The organism is Pontibacter sp. CAU 1760, from assembly GCF_054482735.1.
In genome coordinates, this window is record NZ_JBTLRL010000004.1 from 108,967 (window position 1) to 124,805 (window position 15,839).

Sequence of the window (15,839 nt, forward strand, 5' to 3'; positions counted from 1 at the left end):
CCCTTGTAAAAAGCAGGCGTATCTGTCACGGTCCTTACGTTTCTTGCAGCACCCTCTCGAAAACATCGAGGTGTCGGGCAGCAGCCACCTGCCAATTATACTGCATTGCCTGCTTAAATCCCAGTTTTTGGAGCTCTTCTCTCAGGTCTTTCTCCCGGAGCACCCGCAGCAGCAGCCCTGCAAGCACCGGAACATCCAATGGATCAAAGTATAAAGCCGCCTGGCCACACACTTCCGGCATACTGGCCGCATTGGAGGCAATGACCGGACAGCCACAGGCCATCGCCTCCAGTGGCGGCAACCCGAAGCCCTCATACAACGACGGAAACACAAATAAACTGGCCGCATTGTACAACAGGGGCAGGTCCTGATCATCAACATACCCTGTAAAATGAACGCGCTCCTGAAGCGTAGGATGCTCACGCAGGTAGGCCCCGACGGCTTGGTCTCCGGTGATGAAGCCATCCTGCTGGCCCACAATCAAAAGGTGGTGGGGTATGTCCTGGCTTTTGATGACCTGGGCATACGCCCTAAGCAAGGTCAGCAGGTTTTTATGTGGCTTCACGTTGCCCACAAACAAGAGAAAGGGCTGCTTTGGCAAGTTCGGATGCCGCCCCTGCAAATTTTCCTGTGCCGATGCTGTGCTGGATTTATTGAACGTAGCCGCCTGAATGCCATTGTATATAACAGAAACAGCTGCAGGCGAGACGCCGGTATACCTCATCAGCTCCGCTTTGGAAAACTGCGATACGGTAATCACCGCGTTGGATCTCAGGGCAGCCGTCCTCAAAAAATACCTTGCATACGCCTTCTTGAAGTGGGACAGGGTATGCTGGTAAGCCAGGTGATAGGTATCGTGGATGGTAACGACCCGCTTGCGCGCCGGCAACGGGAGCACGGGCACATTGTAATGCGGCGACCAGAAGATGTCGCAGGCGGGAACCTTTCTGAATAGCTGCCACTGCTCTTTCAGGGAGTAGATGGGAGCACCAGCTGATAGAATGCGGGTGTTCGCAGGCCATTTGAATTTGGCTAATTCCTGTGGGCACCCAAGGAGCGTTGTGTCATACTTTTCGGCCAGGAAAGGCAGGATGTTTCTCAGGTATACTCCAATGCCCGATGCATGGATCATTCTAGCGTCTACTACTAAGGTAGGCATATTGCGCTCTTTTCTGGATGAGGTACTGGGCTACCACACTACCGAACAGCAGCCAGTACAGGATAAAGTTCGTTTTGCCGGTATAGGCAGAGTTCAGGAAGCTGGCGGCATAAAAATACACGCTGAAGGCTATGAATGCCATGCTGAGCTGTTTTAAAAATACTCCCTTTGCTATGTAAAAGATACGAACCGCAATCAGGACACAACTCAGGTAGAACAGCACAAACAGGCTTCCTGCTACTATGCCATTCTCGAGGTATAGCTGAAACCAGTACCCGTCGGTAATGATTTTAGTCGCCGGATTTCCGCTGGGCCCCTGGCTGCCGATGCCTGAGCCTAACCAGGGGTGTTGCGTTAGGTAAGCCACCGCATCGAGTATCTGCTGGTAATGGTCGCTGGTGGATCCCTGGGTGCTGGCGTCGCGGCCCGTCATGCGGCGCACCAGAAAGGAATCCTGATACAGGTATAACCCGGTGAGCGCCATACCTGAAATCAGCAGCAGGAATCCCATAATCCTAAGCACAAAATTCAAGGTAAAACGGGCGTATCGCAAAAACAGGGAAACCAGCAGCACCATAATCAAGCCAACCAAAGCCGCCCGCGTAAATGTCAGGAGGTTGGCCGTGGCGGTTAGCAACATGAATACAAGGTAAGTTTTGCGGGGTTGGTAGAGGTGTTTGGCCAGGAAAAACGAGAATAGGATCAGCGTGAAGCTGGCGTAAATGATGGTGTTGCCCAGCAGGGCGGTAGGCCGCACGATGTCTGTCCCGAAAAAGCCAAACCGCCCCTCGCCCCGCAGCACCAAGAGTTCGCGCGGCAGCTGATCGGAAAAGGCAAACTGAATCAGCGAAAAGACCACCAGCAGCATGCCCAGGCCAAGCAGTACCCGGATTACCTTCTGAAGGGCCTCTTCTTTGTTGAATAACAGCGGCAGGTATAAAAACGGGGCGATGTATACCACGTTGTTCCGTAGCCCGAGTATTCGTTCCGGCCACGGGTTATGGTCCAGGAGAATAAGTTTAAACGCCGTGGCAGCAAACAGTACAAGCCACCCAAGGAGCAGGTAACAATAAGTGCGGTCCAGGTGGAGGGCGCTTTCGACACCGTAGCGCAGATAAAGCAGCAAGTGCAGCAGCAACAGAATCAGGAGCAGGTCGATAAAGACGGTGCCCAGGTTGGTGGCCGAAAAAGACAGGAAGTTGGTGATGAAGCCATTGAATAGCAGCACCGCCACCAGCAGTTTAACCAGTACCGCTGAAAGAGAGATCCTTGTAGAAAACCGCATCAGCGTTTTGGGTTTAACATGAGCCTGACTACCCGGAAAGCTCTTTTGAACTGCAACCGTTTGAGACGCAAGAACACTGACCCCAACAACAGCGCATACAGCAGCGGGAGCCTGGCCGGATAAAATTTCTGCACGAAGCGGATCTTGCTGCGCACCCCGTGGTAGTCTGCCAGGATGCTTTTCCGTGCCCCGGCCGAACTGGAGCCTATGGTTTTCCCTTCCTTGTGGTAGACCCTGCAGCTCGGAACATACCCTAAGTCAAACCCTCTTCGCCTGGCCCGGATAGCCCAGTCTATTTCCTCAAAATACAGGAAATAGTCCTCATTCAGCAAGCCCACTTCCCGCACAAACGCGCTCGATACGAACATAGAAGCACCCACCACATAATCCTGCGGCACACGGGCAGTATCCAAAACGGCTGTTTCCAGTTCATTTTCCGCTATATGGCGCGTGGTAAAGGTATAAGCGTTGAGCCGCCCGCCAATGGCCTGAAGTGTGCCAGGCTGGTGGTAGAACAGAAGCTTGGCACCCCAGATGCCAATTTTATTACCAGCTGCTTGTGCCCTGGTAGCGGCCTTTACCAATTCCGACAAGGCATTCGGGGCCACGGTTGTATCATTGTTGAGCAGCCAGAGGAAGTCGAAGTCGTTCAGGCGCAAGGCGTGGCGAATGGCGATGTTGTTCCCGGCGGCAAACCCACCGTTGCAGCTAGCCTTGATCAAGGTCACATCTGCTTTGGGGCATCTGTGCAGAGCATCTTGCCCGCTTATCTCAGCAAAAGTACAGGAATGGTTTGCGGTGTAGCTTTTAGCCCATTGGCGGAGCTGGGGCAGGGAGTCGTTTGGTGAATTATTGTCCACCACCAGCACCTGGTTATTGGGGTAATCTGAAGCCAGTAAGCTCTCAAGGCACTCCACGGTGTCCTGCCATCCCTTGTAATTGAGCAGGATGGTATAAACCTTGGGCATGTGTGCGCCTTTAGTAGGGATATTTTCCAAATCGGTTCCGCTTAAAATCCAGGTAGCCACGCAGCACACTGCGCAGTTTCCGAAGCTTATCCTGCTCCAGGAACAGCAGTTTCAGGGTCTCTTTCCAGTTCAACGTTTGCTGAAACCGGTAATACGCCGGGAAGTCGGTTTTATACATCGCCAACACGGCCAGCCTGTTCCGGGTAATATAATAGCGCCGCAGGTAGTTGTGGTGCGACGACACGACAGGCCGTAACCCGAGCGTGTGGTTCTGGGAGTCGCCTAATTCGTGGCGCAGCAAAATGCCATGGTGCAGCAGTATTTTATACCCCTTCCGTTTTAGCCGGAGGCAGTATTCATGGTCCACGTAATCGATAAAGAAATCCTCGCGGAATGGCCCCGCCTGCTTAAAAGCATTTAGGTTGAGCAGGTTGCCGGAAGTAATTACCACTTCGGTTTCCTCGATAAGGTTCACTGGCGCTGTATCATCGGTGTCGGTCTGTTGCAGGTATCTTGGCGCCACGATGCCCGCTTCCGGATTCGCCCTGGCAGTTGCCAACAGTTGCTGTACCATGCCGGGAGGGGCCAGGCTGTCCTGGTCCATGGTCAGGAGCCAGTCGTACCGCTGCTGCACGGCATTCTCGGCTCCCAAGTTCAGGGCTTGGGCGATACCTGCGTTGGCGGGCAGGTGGGTATATTCAACCGGTATGCCTGTCTGCCTTAGCTGTTCGACCAGCCATAGATTGGCTTCCGGGGAGTTATCGATGATGAACAGCTTGGCTAAACTGGTATGGTAAGAGGTTATACTAGCCAGTACGGTTGCTGCGGGTTTGTAAAGCACCACCACGCCGGCAACAGCATCCTTCGGGTCGGTATGTAAAGTGGCAGGCATCAGGCAGGGGCTTGCACAGAGGTGCGTGACGGGGTGAAAAATGAAAACGCGGGGTGCGATCTATGCAGCCGGGCATACAGCAGGAACGTTATGAGCGCCTCGGTGACCATGATGCTGATGGCCGTGCCTGTTGCCTGAAAGTAATAGGCCAGCACAAAGTTCAGGGCAACGTTTACGACTGCGCCAATGCCCACCACCAGGGTATAACTTTTGGTGAAATGATAGGCCAGCATGGTTTGGGCGGCCGGAATGTTCAGGGCGGCCATGGTCGGGCCGAAACTCACGATGCGCAGCACCAGAGCGGCTTCGGGCAGCGGCTTGCCGGAAATGAGCAGCACAATGAAATCGGCTAGTACAAATACCAGGAGCGAGAGCGGTACAAAGGTCGCTAAAATCAGCTTGGTGATGTTTTTCAGGAAAAGCTTCAGCTCATCTACCGATTCCTGGGCTAGCAGGCATACCCGCGGGTAAACCACCTGGTGTAGGATCACGGCAAATGTTCGGGTGATCTGGAAGGTTTTCTCGGCGATGCTATAATACCCAAGCACCAATGGCGAGGCAAACAAACCCAGGATGAGCAGGTTGCTGTTGTTGGCTATAAACACGGTAAGCGTCGAGAAAAAGATGCTCCAGCTCTTTACGAGCTGTGCTTTCACATGCCCCATTGCCGGAAGCCTGAAGGAGATACTGAACTGGCGGAAAACTAAAGCCAAACTCACAATCCCCCCTATAATCAGGCTGAGGCCGTTCAGCAGGTTCACGAGCAAATAATCGTCGGGGCCGTGGATGAAGGTAAAGACCGAGATAGCGTAGAGCCCTCGTACCAGGATGTTGATGTATGTGATGTATTTCATCTGCTCGATTCCCTGGAAAAACCAGGCGGGTTGCAGCACTTGCCCAACCACAATGGGGAAGCTTAGCAAAGCGATCATCCGATAATCCTGGAAGGCAGGTATAAGCCAGAGCAAGGTGAGCAACAGCAGCAGGGATACCGCCAGCAGAAAAACCTTCGCGCTGAGCACCTCCGAGAAGGTATCGGAAACTGCCCGCTTGTCTTTCCTGTTCACCGACACATCCTGTGTGGCCGTCAGGTTAAAGCCGTAGTCGGTCAGCACCGTAAAATAGAGCATTACCGTTTGCAGCAGCACAATCAGGCCAAACCTCTCAACCCCAAGCACCCGCACCAGATAGGGGAAGGTGAAGACGGAGAGCAGGAAATTAGCACCCTGCGTGATGCCCAGCGACATGAAATTAGACAAAAGGGGCCGATGCCGCCCGCTTGCCAGGTTGCCTGCCTTGGTGTAAATGGATTTGATTTTTCTCAATCAGGTATAACCTTGAAATGAATGAATCGGTGTGCTGCCTCCGGTATAACAACCAAACGCTGTAAATCGGGCGCTACTTAGTGGCGCGGATCAAGCCTTTGCGGAGGTAAGGCGGCGATTGCTCGTCTTCCAGGAAGAGCATATACCCATCAGAGTACGTGATATTGAAGGCGTGCTCTTTTAGAGCCTGCCCCAGCTCCACGGCGTCTTTTTGCCGATGGTAGGTGCAGATCGCGACTTTCATACCGTTGGTTTGGAGAAGACTCTGCCGCGCACCGCGCAAAATCTGCGATTCCGCACCCTCCACATCAATCTTCAGGAAATCCGCCTTGCCTTTACCCTGCAGAAAAGTATCCAGTTGAATAGTGCTGGCGGTGTCGGTATCGGACACATACTGGTGAATGATCTCAACTTTTTCGCGCCAGGGAGCAAAGGTCGCCTCCAGTGCCTCCATCCATTCCTGGTCAGCCTCAAAAATGTAGACCTTGGCTGCCTGCTCTACTATACCCAACGAGAAGTTGCCTTCGGCCGCACCGATATCCACCACCACATCATCCTTATTTACCTTGAAGCCTGAGGTAAGGTAACGATGGGGAGAATTAGGATGCTGCTCAATAGTCAGAAAGTTAAAGCTTTCCTGTATTTCCTTCTCACTCCAGGTACGCTTGTAGTACAGTCGTTTCCCGTCCAGCAGCACATAGGGCAAGCCAAGTTTCGCATCGCGGTACACGTGCACCTGGTCGGGGTTCTGGTCGAATGCGAAAGGGTATGGGAAAGTGATCACACCATACTGCTGAATGAAACGCAGCACGGCCTTTACATCCGCAGGCTTCTCAGCTTCCGGAAGGGTGGCGTAATGCTGCAGGATGTCCTTGCGGAGTTGGCCGGTGCCGGAGCTTCGCTCTCGGTAAATCCGGAGCTTCCAGCGCAGGTCATAGGGCAAAAGGGTCTGGTAGACTTTTTTGATCAGTTGCATCGTGCTTTCATAGTGTTATCGTAAGGGTGCGTATTTTGCTGGCAGTTTTGAACGGGGTATACTCATGCAGGCTACGCGTTACAATTGTAGCTGCTCCTGATATGAACGATTCAACGTATTGCCGGACAAAATTATATACATTTCCTGCAAATATGCATTAAAAGGAGCTGCTGATTTTTTGATTTGTGTTAATTTGCAGCCCAAATTGCCCATATTCCCGGCGGATTTTGAATATTCGCACAAATATAGCCTGCATCTATGTATAAAAACTATCCCGAAGATAGCCCAAGCAAGTATAACCAGCAAATGGATGAAGTGGACCTGCGGTATGTGTTCAAAAAAATCGGCGGTGGTTTCAAGGCGCTTTTCCGCAAGATAGGGTACATTTTCTTTGTGATGCGAAAGCGGGCCCTGCTGCTCCTTGGCTTTGTGGTGGCAGGACTGGGCGTAGGGTATGGCCTGTTCAACCTTATGAAGCCTTACTACACCTCTTCCATGACCCTGGTGTTGGCTGAGATCCGCAACGACTTCGTGGAGAACCAACTCAACGACCTGTCGTCGATGATCAAAGAGCAGAACTACGCCGCTCTGGCGGAACGCCTTGACTTACAGGAGGCGTCGGCGGCACAGTTAAAGGAAATGGACTTCTACAACCTGGATGCGGACCGCGTGTCGGAGGACAGTGTGCTGACAGGCTCTCCTTTCAGGATCGAATTGTCGCTTTACAGCAACCAGCTTTTCGAAAGCCTGGAGCCAGCCCTGGTGAACTACCTCGAAAACAACCGATATTTTTCCAAGCAAAAGAATATCAGGCAGCGTGAGATTGAAAGCCTGCTGGTGAAGCTGAAGCAGGACATTTCCTCTATCGACAGCATCAAGACTGCTGTAGTGGCTCCAAGAGGCCCTGTAGGCGGCTTTGTATACGGCGCCCCCCTGGACCCAACCACCTTGTACCGCCAGGGACTCGACATGTATGAGCAGCAGGTTGAGTTAGAAGCTGAACTGGACCGGCTGGATAACATTCAGGTAGTAAACGGCTTCGCGCCGCACGCCAAGCCCACGGGGCCCAGCCTGCTGAAGTTTCTGGTGATAAGCGTGTTTTTCGCGGGAATCATCGGCCTGGTTACTGGCCTGACCCTGGAAAGTAAGAACCGTTCCAGGTAGTTCGGATTGAAGGAGCTATAAAACACAGAAGAGCCGCTGCGTTTGATTGCAGCGGCTCTTCTGTGTTTTAATGGATGGTATACGATTCCTATTCTTCTTTGCGCGGCACCCAACTCAGGTTATACAGGTCCTTGCGGCGATCTTTGAGGTTACGCACGCTACCAGCGGCATTCAGGTCCTTCAGCAGGTCCAGGTCCAGGTCGGCGATCAGCGTCATCTCGGTATTTGGTGTCGCTTCAGCTACCACGGCATCATGCGGGAAAGCAAAGTCAGAAGGGGAGAAAACGGCGGACTGTGAGTACTGGATGTCCATGTTCTCAACCTTTGGCAAGTTGCCCACGCTGCCAGTAATCGCTACATAGCACTCGTTCTCTACGGCCCTGGCCTGTGAGCACAGGCGCACACGCAGATATGCGTTCTTGGTGTCCGTCCAGAAAGGCACGAAAAGAATCTTCATATCCATGTCGGAGAGCATACGCGCCAGTTCAGGGAACTCCACGTCGTAGCAGATCAGGATACCGATCTTGCCGATGTCTGTATCAAAAATCTTCAGCTTGTGGCCCCCGCGCATACCCCAGTAATGCGATTCGTCCGGGGTGACGTGCAGCTTATACTGGGCGTCATACGTTCCGTCGCGGCGGCAGAGGTAGCTCACGTTGTACAGCTTGTTGTCGTAATACTCCGGCATGCTGCCTGCAATGATGTTGATGTTGTAAGACAGGGCCAGCTGTACCATGCGCTCCCGGATCTCTTCGGTATACTCCGCCATGCTTCGGATCGCCTCGGACGGGGACTCCTCGTTGGTCAGGGCCATCAGCGGGGCATTAAAGAACTCAGGGAACACCACGATGTCCGATTTGTAGGAACTCACGGTATCCACAAAGAACTCCACTTGCTGCATAAAGTCCTCGAGGTCTTTCACGGCGCGCATCTGCCACTGCACAATGCCAATACGCACCACGGTTTTACGGCCACCGATAATTTCCTCTTTCTCCTCATAATACACATTGATCCACTCCAGCAGTGTGGCGTAAGAGCGGGACTCCTTATCGTCGGGCAGGTAGTTTTTCAGTATTTTACGGACGTGGAAGCCGTTGCTGAGCTGGAAGGAGAGTACCGGGTCAGACAGCTCTTTGTTGCGCACCATCTCAATGTACTTGGCGGGCGTCAGCTTATCAGAGTAGTCTTTATACCCCGGTATGCGTCCCCCGGCAATAATGCCGCGCAGGTTCAGGTTCTCGCAAATCTCCTTCCGGGCATCGTATAGTCGGCGGCCCAGGCGCATGTTGCGGTATTCGGGGTGCACAAACACATCAATGCCATACAGTGTCTCGCCTTCCGGGTCGTGCGATTTGAAGGTGCCGTTGTCAATGATCTGCTCGTAGGTGTGTTTGTCGCCGTACTTGTCGTAGCTGATGACCAAGCTGAGGGCCGCAGCCACGACCGTGCCGTTATCCTCTATACAAATCTGCCCCTCTGGGAATTTCTTGAGTAGGTTCGAGAATTCTTTTCTGGTCCAGGCACCGTCTATGTTGCGGTACACCAGATTCATGATGTCTTTTACTTCTTTGTAATCCTTCAGCTCCAATTGGCGGAGCAGTAATCTATGTTCAAAATTAGTTTCGATCTTTTCGCTCATGTGTGTGTAAATGTGTCTTCGGTTATTACCGGACTTATATACGTGCAGTCCGCCCCGATGTGGTATAGTATAAAAGCAGCACAGCAAAATACCATCGCTGCGCTGCCCCTTTATCAAAGCCTTAAGCCTTGACAAAACCGTTTTCCTGGTGTTTGGAATTAAACTTGTATTTCAGGGATATCGCCCTCTATCAGCAGTTTCCCGGCGGTGGCCGCTACAATCTCCTCCACGCTAACCCCAGGGGCACGTTCCAGCAGTTTAAAGCCAGCGTCCACTACTTCCAGCACAGCCAAGTCCGTTACGATCTTTTTCACGCACTTTACGCCCGTAATAGGCAGGGTGCATTCCTTCAGCAGTTTAGAAGAGCCGTCGCGGGCTGTGTGCTGCATGGCCACGATGATATTCTTAGCCGAGGCCACCAGGTCCATGGCCCCACCCATACCTTTCACCATTTTGCCGGGAATCTTCCAGTTGGCAATGTCGCCCTGTTCAGACACCTCCATGGCCCCCAGGATGGTGAGGTCCACATGCTCACCGCGAATCATGGCAAAGCTATCTGCAGAGCTGAAAATAGAGGAGCCAGGCAGGGTCGTGATGGTTTGCTTGCCAGCATTGATAAGGTCGGCGTCTACTTCCTCATCGGTCGGGAACGGTCCCATACCCAGCAAGCCGTTCTCGGATTGCAGCACTACCTCAATGCCCTGGGGTATGTAGTTGGCCACAAGCGTCGGTATGCCGATGCCCAAATTCACGTACATGCCGTTTTTAACTTCCTTGGCGATACGTTTCGCTATTCCGTGTTTATCTAAAGCCATTGTCTTGATTTGAGTTAAGCGGTTCTAACCGTCCGTTTTTCGATGCGCTTTTCGTAGCCTTCCCCCTGGAAGATGCGCTGTACAAAGATACCGGGGGTATGGATCATGTTCGGGTCCAGCTCGCCGGCCGGCACCAACTCCTCTACTTCGGCCACAGTAACCTTACCTGCCATAGCCATCATGGGGTTGAAATTACGGGCCGTGCCTTTATAAATCAGGTTGCCGGCCGTATCGCCTTTCCAGGCTTTCACGAAGGCGAAGTCCGCCTTCAGCCAGCTTTCCAGCAGGTACATCTTGCCATCGAACTCGCGCGTCTCTTTGCCTTCGCCTACCTCGGTGCCATACCCGGCGGGGGTATAAAAGGCAGGAATGCCCGCACCGCCCGCCCGGATGCGTTCGGCCAGGGTGCCTTGCGGGATCAAATCCACGTCAAGTTCACCGGAAAGCAACTGACGTTCAAACTCAGCATTCTCGCCAACATAGCTGGAGATCATTTTTTTGACTTGTCGCTTTTGCAGCAGCAAGCCAATCCCGAAATCATCGACGCCGGCATTGTTGGAGATGCAGGTCAAATTCTTAACCCCCAGCCGCAGTAGCTCCTCGATGGATTTTTCTGGGATGCCGCAAAGGCCGAAGCCTCCCAGCATTAGCGTCATGCCATCCTGCACGCCCTGCAGGGCCGCTTGTGCATTGTTTACCTTTTTATTTATCATAGTTTGTGAGCAGTGGTTCTTGTAGGTAATTTATATAGAAATATCGCCATATCGAAAACTTAGGGCTTTTATTCCTGCACGTTACCCCAACTTGGTACTTTAGGTTACGGGTTGACTTTACTCGACGGAGGTTAGCGCCGCACGCTTACCAGTATCTCTAACTGTACCGGCTGGCGGAGCTTAGACTGTATTTCTTTTTTGATCCTGGCCAGTTCGTCGTTGGTGACAGTGCCTTTCGTAACGAGTTTCAGGCTGATGAGAGTAGGGGAGTTACCGGGCACCACCATCACGTCCTTCAACACAATTTCCCCGACTTTATACCCATCCAGGGTGCGGGCAATGTAGCGCTCGCGCACCATGTCGGTAAACCCGATCCCTAAAGGAATACTAATCATCACCACCAGTAACAACGAGGTGAGCAAGCCTTTACGGGCCAGGTGAAAGGGGCTGAAACCCAACAGCATAAATGTGAAAGACCCAGCCAGCACGATCCCTGCCAGGTTGGTCAGGAAGAGCAACAGGGCACCGTAAAACACCTGCCACTCCGCCCAGCCAATCCCTATGCCGGACACGGCCAGCGGCGGCACCAGGGCAACTGCAATGGCAACCCCGGCCAGCGTTTTAGCCACCTCTTCGCGGGCATGGGCGTAGGCGCCGGCTATACCTGAGATAATGGCTACACCCAGGTCCAGCAGGTTTGGCCGAATGCGGGCCATGATTTCGTTGTTGAGGGTGTGGAGCGGGGTCACGAGGGTGAGCAGGATGGCTGCCAGGTAACTAAGCAAGAGCCCCAGCCCGATCGTTTTCAGGCTGCTCATCATCAATTGCTTTTCCTGGCGCAGCACCCCCATGGAGAGTGAAATGATGGGAGCCATCAGCGGAGCCAGGATCATGGCGCCAATGATAACGGGGGAGGAGTTGGAAAAGAGGCCAAAGGTCGCCAGCATCGTGGAAAGCACCATAAGGGTGAGGAACGGGCTGCTGACCTTTGCGCTTTCACGCAGCATCATGAACAGGTTCTTAAACTCGTCGGTAGAGGCATGGTAGATCAGCGAGAGCGGCTTGGCGACAATCTCCCGGAGGTATTCATCCCCACTGGGCAGCTTGTTGATGCGGTACATCTCTGTCGGCTCGCTTGTTTGCCCATCGCTAACCAGGTACTGCCCCGGAATGATCTTGAAGGCATTTTCCACCACCTTCAGCTCAATGGACTTTGCACTCAGCAGGTTGCCGTCCTGAGAGAAGTTAATGGGTTCGGGACTTTCAATTCTGATGTAACGGGCCTTGATGTGCCCGATAAATGAAGGCAGCTTTCGGCTGGTGCCGGTTTCAAAAAGTGATTTGCCATACGAACGCACTAACTGCACCACGCTCCGGGGGGCTAATATCAGGACGTGCATCCTGCCATCGTTCAGGAACGACCTGCTGATCAGTTTGCGCGAGATGAGCGAGCTGCGCCCGTGCAGTACCCCGATGATACCAATAGCGGCGGTACGCACAGGTGGCTTGTCTTCGGTTACGATCGTGAACTCGCGCGGGACCAGGGCACTCGGGTCGCTGAGCGTTCTCTTGAACTTTTCGGCAGCTGAACTAAAAAAGCCTTTGGCCACACTCCCCGACATCATGCTGAGGCCGTTGCCAACGATCACCTTGTTAAAGACGAGTCGCTCGTTGCAAAGCAAGGCGTCTGCCTCCACAATTTTAGGGCCCTCCAGCAGATGCTGAATGGCCTCTTCCAGGTTCTCTGCCACGCCAAAGCCTTCCCGCGCTTCTTTCATATCGGGGTGGGGAAGAAACGAGAGGGTGCAGTTTCTGCCCATCAGACCCGCAATAATCTCCGTTAGCGCCACATCCCCAAGGTATAACATTAACCGGGTTTCTGCCGGAAACACTGCCATATCCGGGGCATAGGGGGTTGGCACCAAATTAATGGACGTGAAAAAAGGCAGGATTTTTTCGTCTATTGTTTGCTGTTGTTGGGGGTCGTAAAGGAGTAAGATTGGCTCCATGCAGTCGTAAGCGTATGTTTAGGGTATGGTTGCTTTTAGCCATGCCTAGCCGTAGTGCAGACTAAAAACACTTTCTATACGGCAAGCAAGGGAGATGGAAGGGTGTAGTTGCTGGTTTTAACTAAAAAAAGAAAGCGGGAATGAACACCTGGAGGCTCACTCTCGCTTTCTTATGTATTTGCTACTCTATGCTGACTGATTTGCAGCTACCTTCGGAAGGTTATTCCTCAGTTTGCAGCGCTTCATGCGCCTGCACCTTGTCCAGGGCCAGTTGCGCTTTCAGGTCTTCCAAGCCTTCGAACTTTTGTTCCTGCCGCAGCATGCTTACAAATTCCACGGTAAGTGTCTGGCCATACAGGTCCCCTTCAAAGCCTAGCAGGTGCACTTCCAGCCGTAGTTGCTGCCCGCCAACAGTTGGCCGTGTGCCAATGTTCATCATACCTGGCCAGCACTGCTGGTCGTGTTTCACCCATACGGCATACACCCCGTTGGCTGGCACCAACTTGTGGCTTTCCGGTAGCGCCAGGTTGGCGGTGGGGTAGCCGATGGTGCGGCCAATCTTGTCTCCTTCCACCACCCGGGAAGTGAGGGTATAAAGGCGGCCCAGGTAACGGTGCGCTGTGTCAACGTCCCCTTCTTCAAGTGCTCTTCTTATTTTAGTGGAGCTCACACCTACCTCGTCTACATCCTGGCGGGGAATTTCCTCCACCTCGAACCCATATTGCGTGGAGCGGGCTTTCAGGTTGTCAAAGCTGCCTTCGCGGTTCTTCCCGAAGCGGTGGTCATACCCAATCACAAGCACTTTGGTGCCTATGCTGCGCACCAGCACATCCGTGATAAAGCTACGGGAACTGGTTCTGGAAAACTGCTTGGTGAAGGGGATGATCAGCAGGTAGTCGATGCCGAAACTGCGCAACTGCTCAATGCGTTCCTCGATGGTAGAAAGCAGCTTTAAGTCATTGTCCTCAGGGAAGAGCACCAGGCGCGGGTGTGGCCAGTAGGTGATCACCACGCTCTGGCCGTTGCTGCTGCGGGCTCTTTCCTTTACCCTGCTCAAAATCCGTTGATGACCAACATGCACCCCATCGAAGGTACCGCTGGTCACGACAGGGTAGCTTAGCTTCGGGAAATCTTGTATATCACGGATTACTTCCATTCGCAGCTTCTGTTTGCTTTCTTCTGATCTCCTGAATGTCTGCTATGGTCAGGGCATCACTTAGTTTGTAGTCGCCGATACGGGTGCGCACCAAAGAGGAGAGGTGTGCGCCGCAACCTAATACCTGCCCCAAATCGTGCGCCAGGCTCCGGATATAGGTGCCTTTGGTGCAGATTACCTTAAAGTGCACCTCAGCCCCTTCGATTGCCGTGATGTCGAATGCCTTGATGGTGATGGTGCGAGGCTTCAGTTCAGCTGATTTTCCTTTGCGGGCCAGGTCGTAGGCTCGTTTGCCGTCTACCATTACCGCCGAATAGATGGGCGGCACCTGCTCGATGGTGCCTACAAAGGTCTGGGCTGCCTGGTTGATTTGTTCGGCGGAGAGGTGGCTGATGTCGCAGGTGGCGGTTACCTCTGTTTCGCGGTCGTAGGATGGGGTGATCTCCCCCAGCCGGATGGTGCCGGTATACTCTTTCTCCTGCCCCTGGATCTCATCAATGCGCTTGGTATATTTGCCTGTGCACAGAATCAGCAGCCCGGAGGCCAGTGGGTCCAGCGTGCCGGCGTGGCCTACCTTTTTCACGCGAATGGTGTTGCGCACCTTTTTCACCACGTCAAACGAGGTCCAGTCGAGTGGCTTGTCTATCAGCAGTATCTCGCCAGCGGCAAAATCGTATTCCATAATTATACTTTTAAGTCGAAACCCATGGCCATCAGCATCAGTAGCGTGATGCCCAGGGCAATGCGGTAATAGCCAAACATCTTGAAGCCATACTTGGTCAGGAAACTGATGAAGAACTGTATCGCCAACATGGCCACCACGAAGGCTACAAAATTGCCGATCAACAATAGCTTGACGTCGTTCGGCTGTATCACCTCAAAACTGTTCTGAATCTTTACGAGGTCAAATTTAAACAGGTCAGATAATTCGAGTTTCAGCAGGTCGGTCACAAACTTGTAGAGGCCGGCAGCCAGCATGGTGGGTACGGCCAGGAAAAACGAGAATTCAGCGGCCGTTTTGCGGTTCACGCCCTGTGTCATACCCCCGATAATGGAAGCGGCAGAGCGGGAAACCCCCGGGATCATGGCGATGCACTGGAAAAAGCCGATCACCAGCGCGCTTTTATACGTCACGGTATCCCCGTTGGCATTTTTAAACCACTTGTCCACGTAAAGTAGCACGATGCCGCCCAGCACCAGCATGATGGCCGTGATGAACACACTCTCCAGCATGGCATCGATTAGATCGTTCAGGGCAAAGCCGATAACGGCGGCAGGTATAAACGCTAGAAGCAGTTTCTGGTAGAAGGCGAAGCTCTGTAGAAAACGGCGCCAGTACAGCACCACCACCGACAGGATAGCCCCGAATTGAATGTTGACCTCAAAAATCTTGGTGATAGGAAGCTCGTTGATGCCCATCAGGCTGGAGGCAATGATCATGTGGCCGGTAGAGGATACCGGCAAAAACTCAGTCAGGCCTTCCACGATGGCTAATATAATAGCCTGTAGGATGCTCATTTATTTCTGTGTTTTGTCCTTTGCCAGGATGGCAAACAATTCGATTACAAATCCAGCCAATACAACAAGAGGCCCGAGGGTGATGCCCAAAAAGCCAAGGCCATACTGTTCCTGGTCCATCGTCATGATAATGAATCCCAGGGCCAGCACTACCATGCCGGTCAGCATCAGGACATAGTTCTTTTTGCCGAAGGCAAGGTTTGGTTTATTTTCTTCCATT

General features: G+C 52.9%; 15 protein-coding genes. 1 reads left to right on the forward strand and 14 read right to left on the reverse strand.

All coding sequences use genetic code 11. From position 1 onward, the window contains the following. Positions 1 to 34: 34 nt before the first annotated feature. The 6 genes from ACXYMU_RS07055 to ACXYMU_RS07080 form a co-directional block, all read right to left on the reverse strand. The gene (locus ACXYMU_RS07055) at positions 35 to 1,159 is read right to left on the reverse strand and encodes a glycosyltransferase family 4 protein (protein ID WP_458985662.1); all 1,125 of its coding nucleotides are present in this window, start codon (positions 1,157 to 1,159) and stop codon (positions 35 to 37) included. Further along, positions 1,134 to 2,444, reverse strand: coding sequence for an O-antigen ligase family protein (locus tag ACXYMU_RS07060; RefSeq protein ID WP_458985663.1), 1,311 nt, complete (start codon positions 2,442 to 2,444; stop codon positions 1,134 to 1,136). Before ACXYMU_RS07060 ends, ACXYMU_RS07055 begins: the two co-directional genes overlap by 26 nt. Continuing rightward, on the reverse strand, positions 2,444 to 3,442 hold the full coding sequence (locus ACXYMU_RS07065; protein WP_458985664.1) for a glycosyltransferase family 2 protein: 999 nt from the start codon (positions 3,440 to 3,442) through the stop codon (positions 2,444 to 2,446). The genes ACXYMU_RS07060 and ACXYMU_RS07065 overlap by 1 nt, the downstream gene beginning before the upstream one ends. Further along, positions 3,423 to 4,304: a glycosyltransferase family 2 protein gene (locus tag ACXYMU_RS07070; RefSeq protein ID WP_458985665.1), complete on the reverse strand. Its 882-nt coding sequence runs from the start codon at positions 4,302 to 4,304 to the stop codon at positions 3,423 to 3,425. The genes ACXYMU_RS07065 and ACXYMU_RS07070 overlap by 20 nt, the downstream gene beginning before the upstream one ends. Then, on the reverse strand, positions 4,304 to 5,629 hold the full coding sequence (locus ACXYMU_RS07075) for a flippase (protein ID WP_458985666.1): 1,326 nt from the start codon (positions 5,627 to 5,629) through the stop codon (positions 4,304 to 4,306). Before ACXYMU_RS07075 ends, ACXYMU_RS07070 begins: the two co-directional genes overlap by 1 nt. A gap of 73 nt (positions 5,630 to 5,702) precedes the next feature. Then, positions 5,703 to 6,605, reverse strand: coding sequence for an FkbM family methyltransferase (locus tag ACXYMU_RS07080; RefSeq protein ID WP_458985667.1), 903 nt, complete (start codon positions 6,603 to 6,605; stop codon positions 5,703 to 5,705). A 258-nt stretch (positions 6,606 to 6,863) separates the two neighbouring features. On the opposite strand from ACXYMU_RS07080, the gene ACXYMU_RS07085 reads away from it, so the two are divergent. Further along, entirely contained in the window at positions 6,864 to 7,769 is a 906-nt protein-coding gene (locus ACXYMU_RS07085) for a chain length determinant protein (protein WP_458985668.1), read from the forward strand. 88 nt (positions 7,770 to 7,857) lie between these two features. Here the strand turns inward: ACXYMU_RS07085 and ACXYMU_RS07090 are convergent, their stop codons facing one another. From ACXYMU_RS07090 to ACXYMU_RS07125, 8 genes are all read right to left on the reverse strand, one after another. Beyond that, complete coding sequence (locus ACXYMU_RS07090) at positions 7,858 to 9,408, reverse strand: GNAT family N-acetyltransferase (RefSeq protein ID WP_458985669.1); 1,551 nt, start codon at positions 9,406 to 9,408, stop codon at positions 7,858 to 7,860. 158 nt (positions 9,409 to 9,566) lie between these two features. Continuing rightward, the gene (locus ACXYMU_RS07095) at positions 9,567 to 10,223 is read right to left on the reverse strand and encodes a 3-oxoacid CoA-transferase subunit B (protein ID WP_458985670.1); all 657 of its coding nucleotides are present in this window, start codon (positions 10,221 to 10,223) and stop codon (positions 9,567 to 9,569) included. Positions 10,224 to 10,237: 14 nt separating this feature from the next. Beyond that, positions 10,238 to 10,936, reverse strand: a complete 699-nt coding sequence (locus ACXYMU_RS07100; RefSeq protein WP_458985671.1) for a CoA transferase subunit A — start codon at positions 10,934 to 10,936, stop codon at positions 10,238 to 10,240. 131 nt (positions 10,937 to 11,067) lie between these two features. Continuing rightward, positions 11,068 to 12,945: a TIGR00341 family protein gene (locus tag ACXYMU_RS07105; RefSeq protein WP_458985672.1), complete on the reverse strand. Its 1,878-nt coding sequence runs from the start codon at positions 12,943 to 12,945 to the stop codon at positions 11,068 to 11,070. A gap of 220 nt (positions 12,946 to 13,165) precedes the next feature. Then, the gene (locus ACXYMU_RS07110) at positions 13,166 to 14,101 is read right to left on the reverse strand and encodes a bifunctional riboflavin kinase/FAD synthetase (protein WP_458985673.1); all 936 of its coding nucleotides are present in this window, start codon (positions 14,099 to 14,101) and stop codon (positions 13,166 to 13,168) included. Further along, a complete protein-coding gene (truB, locus tag ACXYMU_RS07115) occupies positions 14,085 to 14,783 on the reverse strand; it encodes a tRNA pseudouridine(55) synthase TruB (protein ID WP_458985674.1) in 699 nt (232 codons plus the stop codon). Before truB ends, ACXYMU_RS07110 begins: the two co-directional genes overlap by 17 nt. Positions 14,784 to 14,785: 2 nt before the next feature. Next, positions 14,786 to 15,619, reverse strand: a complete 834-nt coding sequence (locus tag ACXYMU_RS07120) for an undecaprenyl-diphosphate phosphatase (protein WP_458985675.1) — start codon at positions 15,617 to 15,619, stop codon at positions 14,786 to 14,788. Beyond that, positions 15,620 to 15,838, reverse strand: coding sequence for a DUF3098 domain-containing protein (locus ACXYMU_RS07125; RefSeq protein WP_458985676.1), 219 nt, complete (start codon positions 15,836 to 15,838; stop codon positions 15,620 to 15,622). Position 15,839: the final 1 nt, after the last annotated feature.

Coding starts and splice junctions, on each gene's coding strand:
- ACXYMU_RS07095 (WP_458985670.1), bottom strand. CDS start 10,223: ATGGCTTTAGATAAACACGGAATAGCGAAACGTATCGCCAAGGAAGTT.
- ACXYMU_RS07110 (WP_458985673.1), bottom strand. CDS start 14,101: ATGGAAGTAATCCGTGATATACAAGATTTCCCGAAGCTAAGCTACCCT.
- ACXYMU_RS07085 (WP_458985668.1), top strand. CDS start 6,864: ATGTATAAAAACTATCCCGAAGATAGCCCAAGCAAGTATAACCAGCAA.
- truB (WP_458985674.1), bottom strand. CDS start 14,783: ATGGAATACGATTTTGCCGCTGGCGAGATACTGCTGATAGACAAGCCA.
- ACXYMU_RS07100 (WP_458985671.1), bottom strand. CDS start 10,936: ATGATAAATAAAAAGGTAAACAATGCACAAGCGGCCCTGCAGGGCGTG.
- ACXYMU_RS07090 (WP_458985669.1), bottom strand. CDS start 9,408: ATGAGCGAAAAGATCGAAACTAATTTTGAACATAGATTACTGCTCCGC.
- ACXYMU_RS07080 (WP_458985667.1), bottom strand. CDS start 6,605: ATGCAACTGATCAAAAAAGTCTACCAGACCCTTTTGCCCTATGACCTG.
- ACXYMU_RS07060 (WP_458985663.1), bottom strand. CDS start 2,444: ATGCGGTTTTCTACAAGGATCTCTCTTTCAGCGGTACTGGTTAAACTG.
- ACXYMU_RS07120 (WP_458985675.1), bottom strand. CDS start 15,619: ATGAGCATCCTACAGGCTATTATATTAGCCATCGTGGAAGGCCTGACT.
- ACXYMU_RS07105 (WP_458985672.1), bottom strand. CDS start 12,945: ATGGAGCCAATCTTACTCCTTTACGACCCCCAACAACAGCAAACAATA.
- ACXYMU_RS07055 (WP_458985662.1), bottom strand. CDS start 1,159: ATGCCTACCTTAGTAGTAGACGCTAGAATGATCCATGCATCGGGCATT.
- ACXYMU_RS07125 (WP_458985676.1), bottom strand. CDS start 15,838: ATGGAAGAAAATAAACCAAACCTTGCCTTCGGCAAAAAGAACTATGTC.
- ACXYMU_RS07070 (WP_458985665.1), bottom strand. CDS start 4,304: ATGCCTGCCACTTTACATACCGACCCGAAGGATGCTGTTGCCGGCGTG.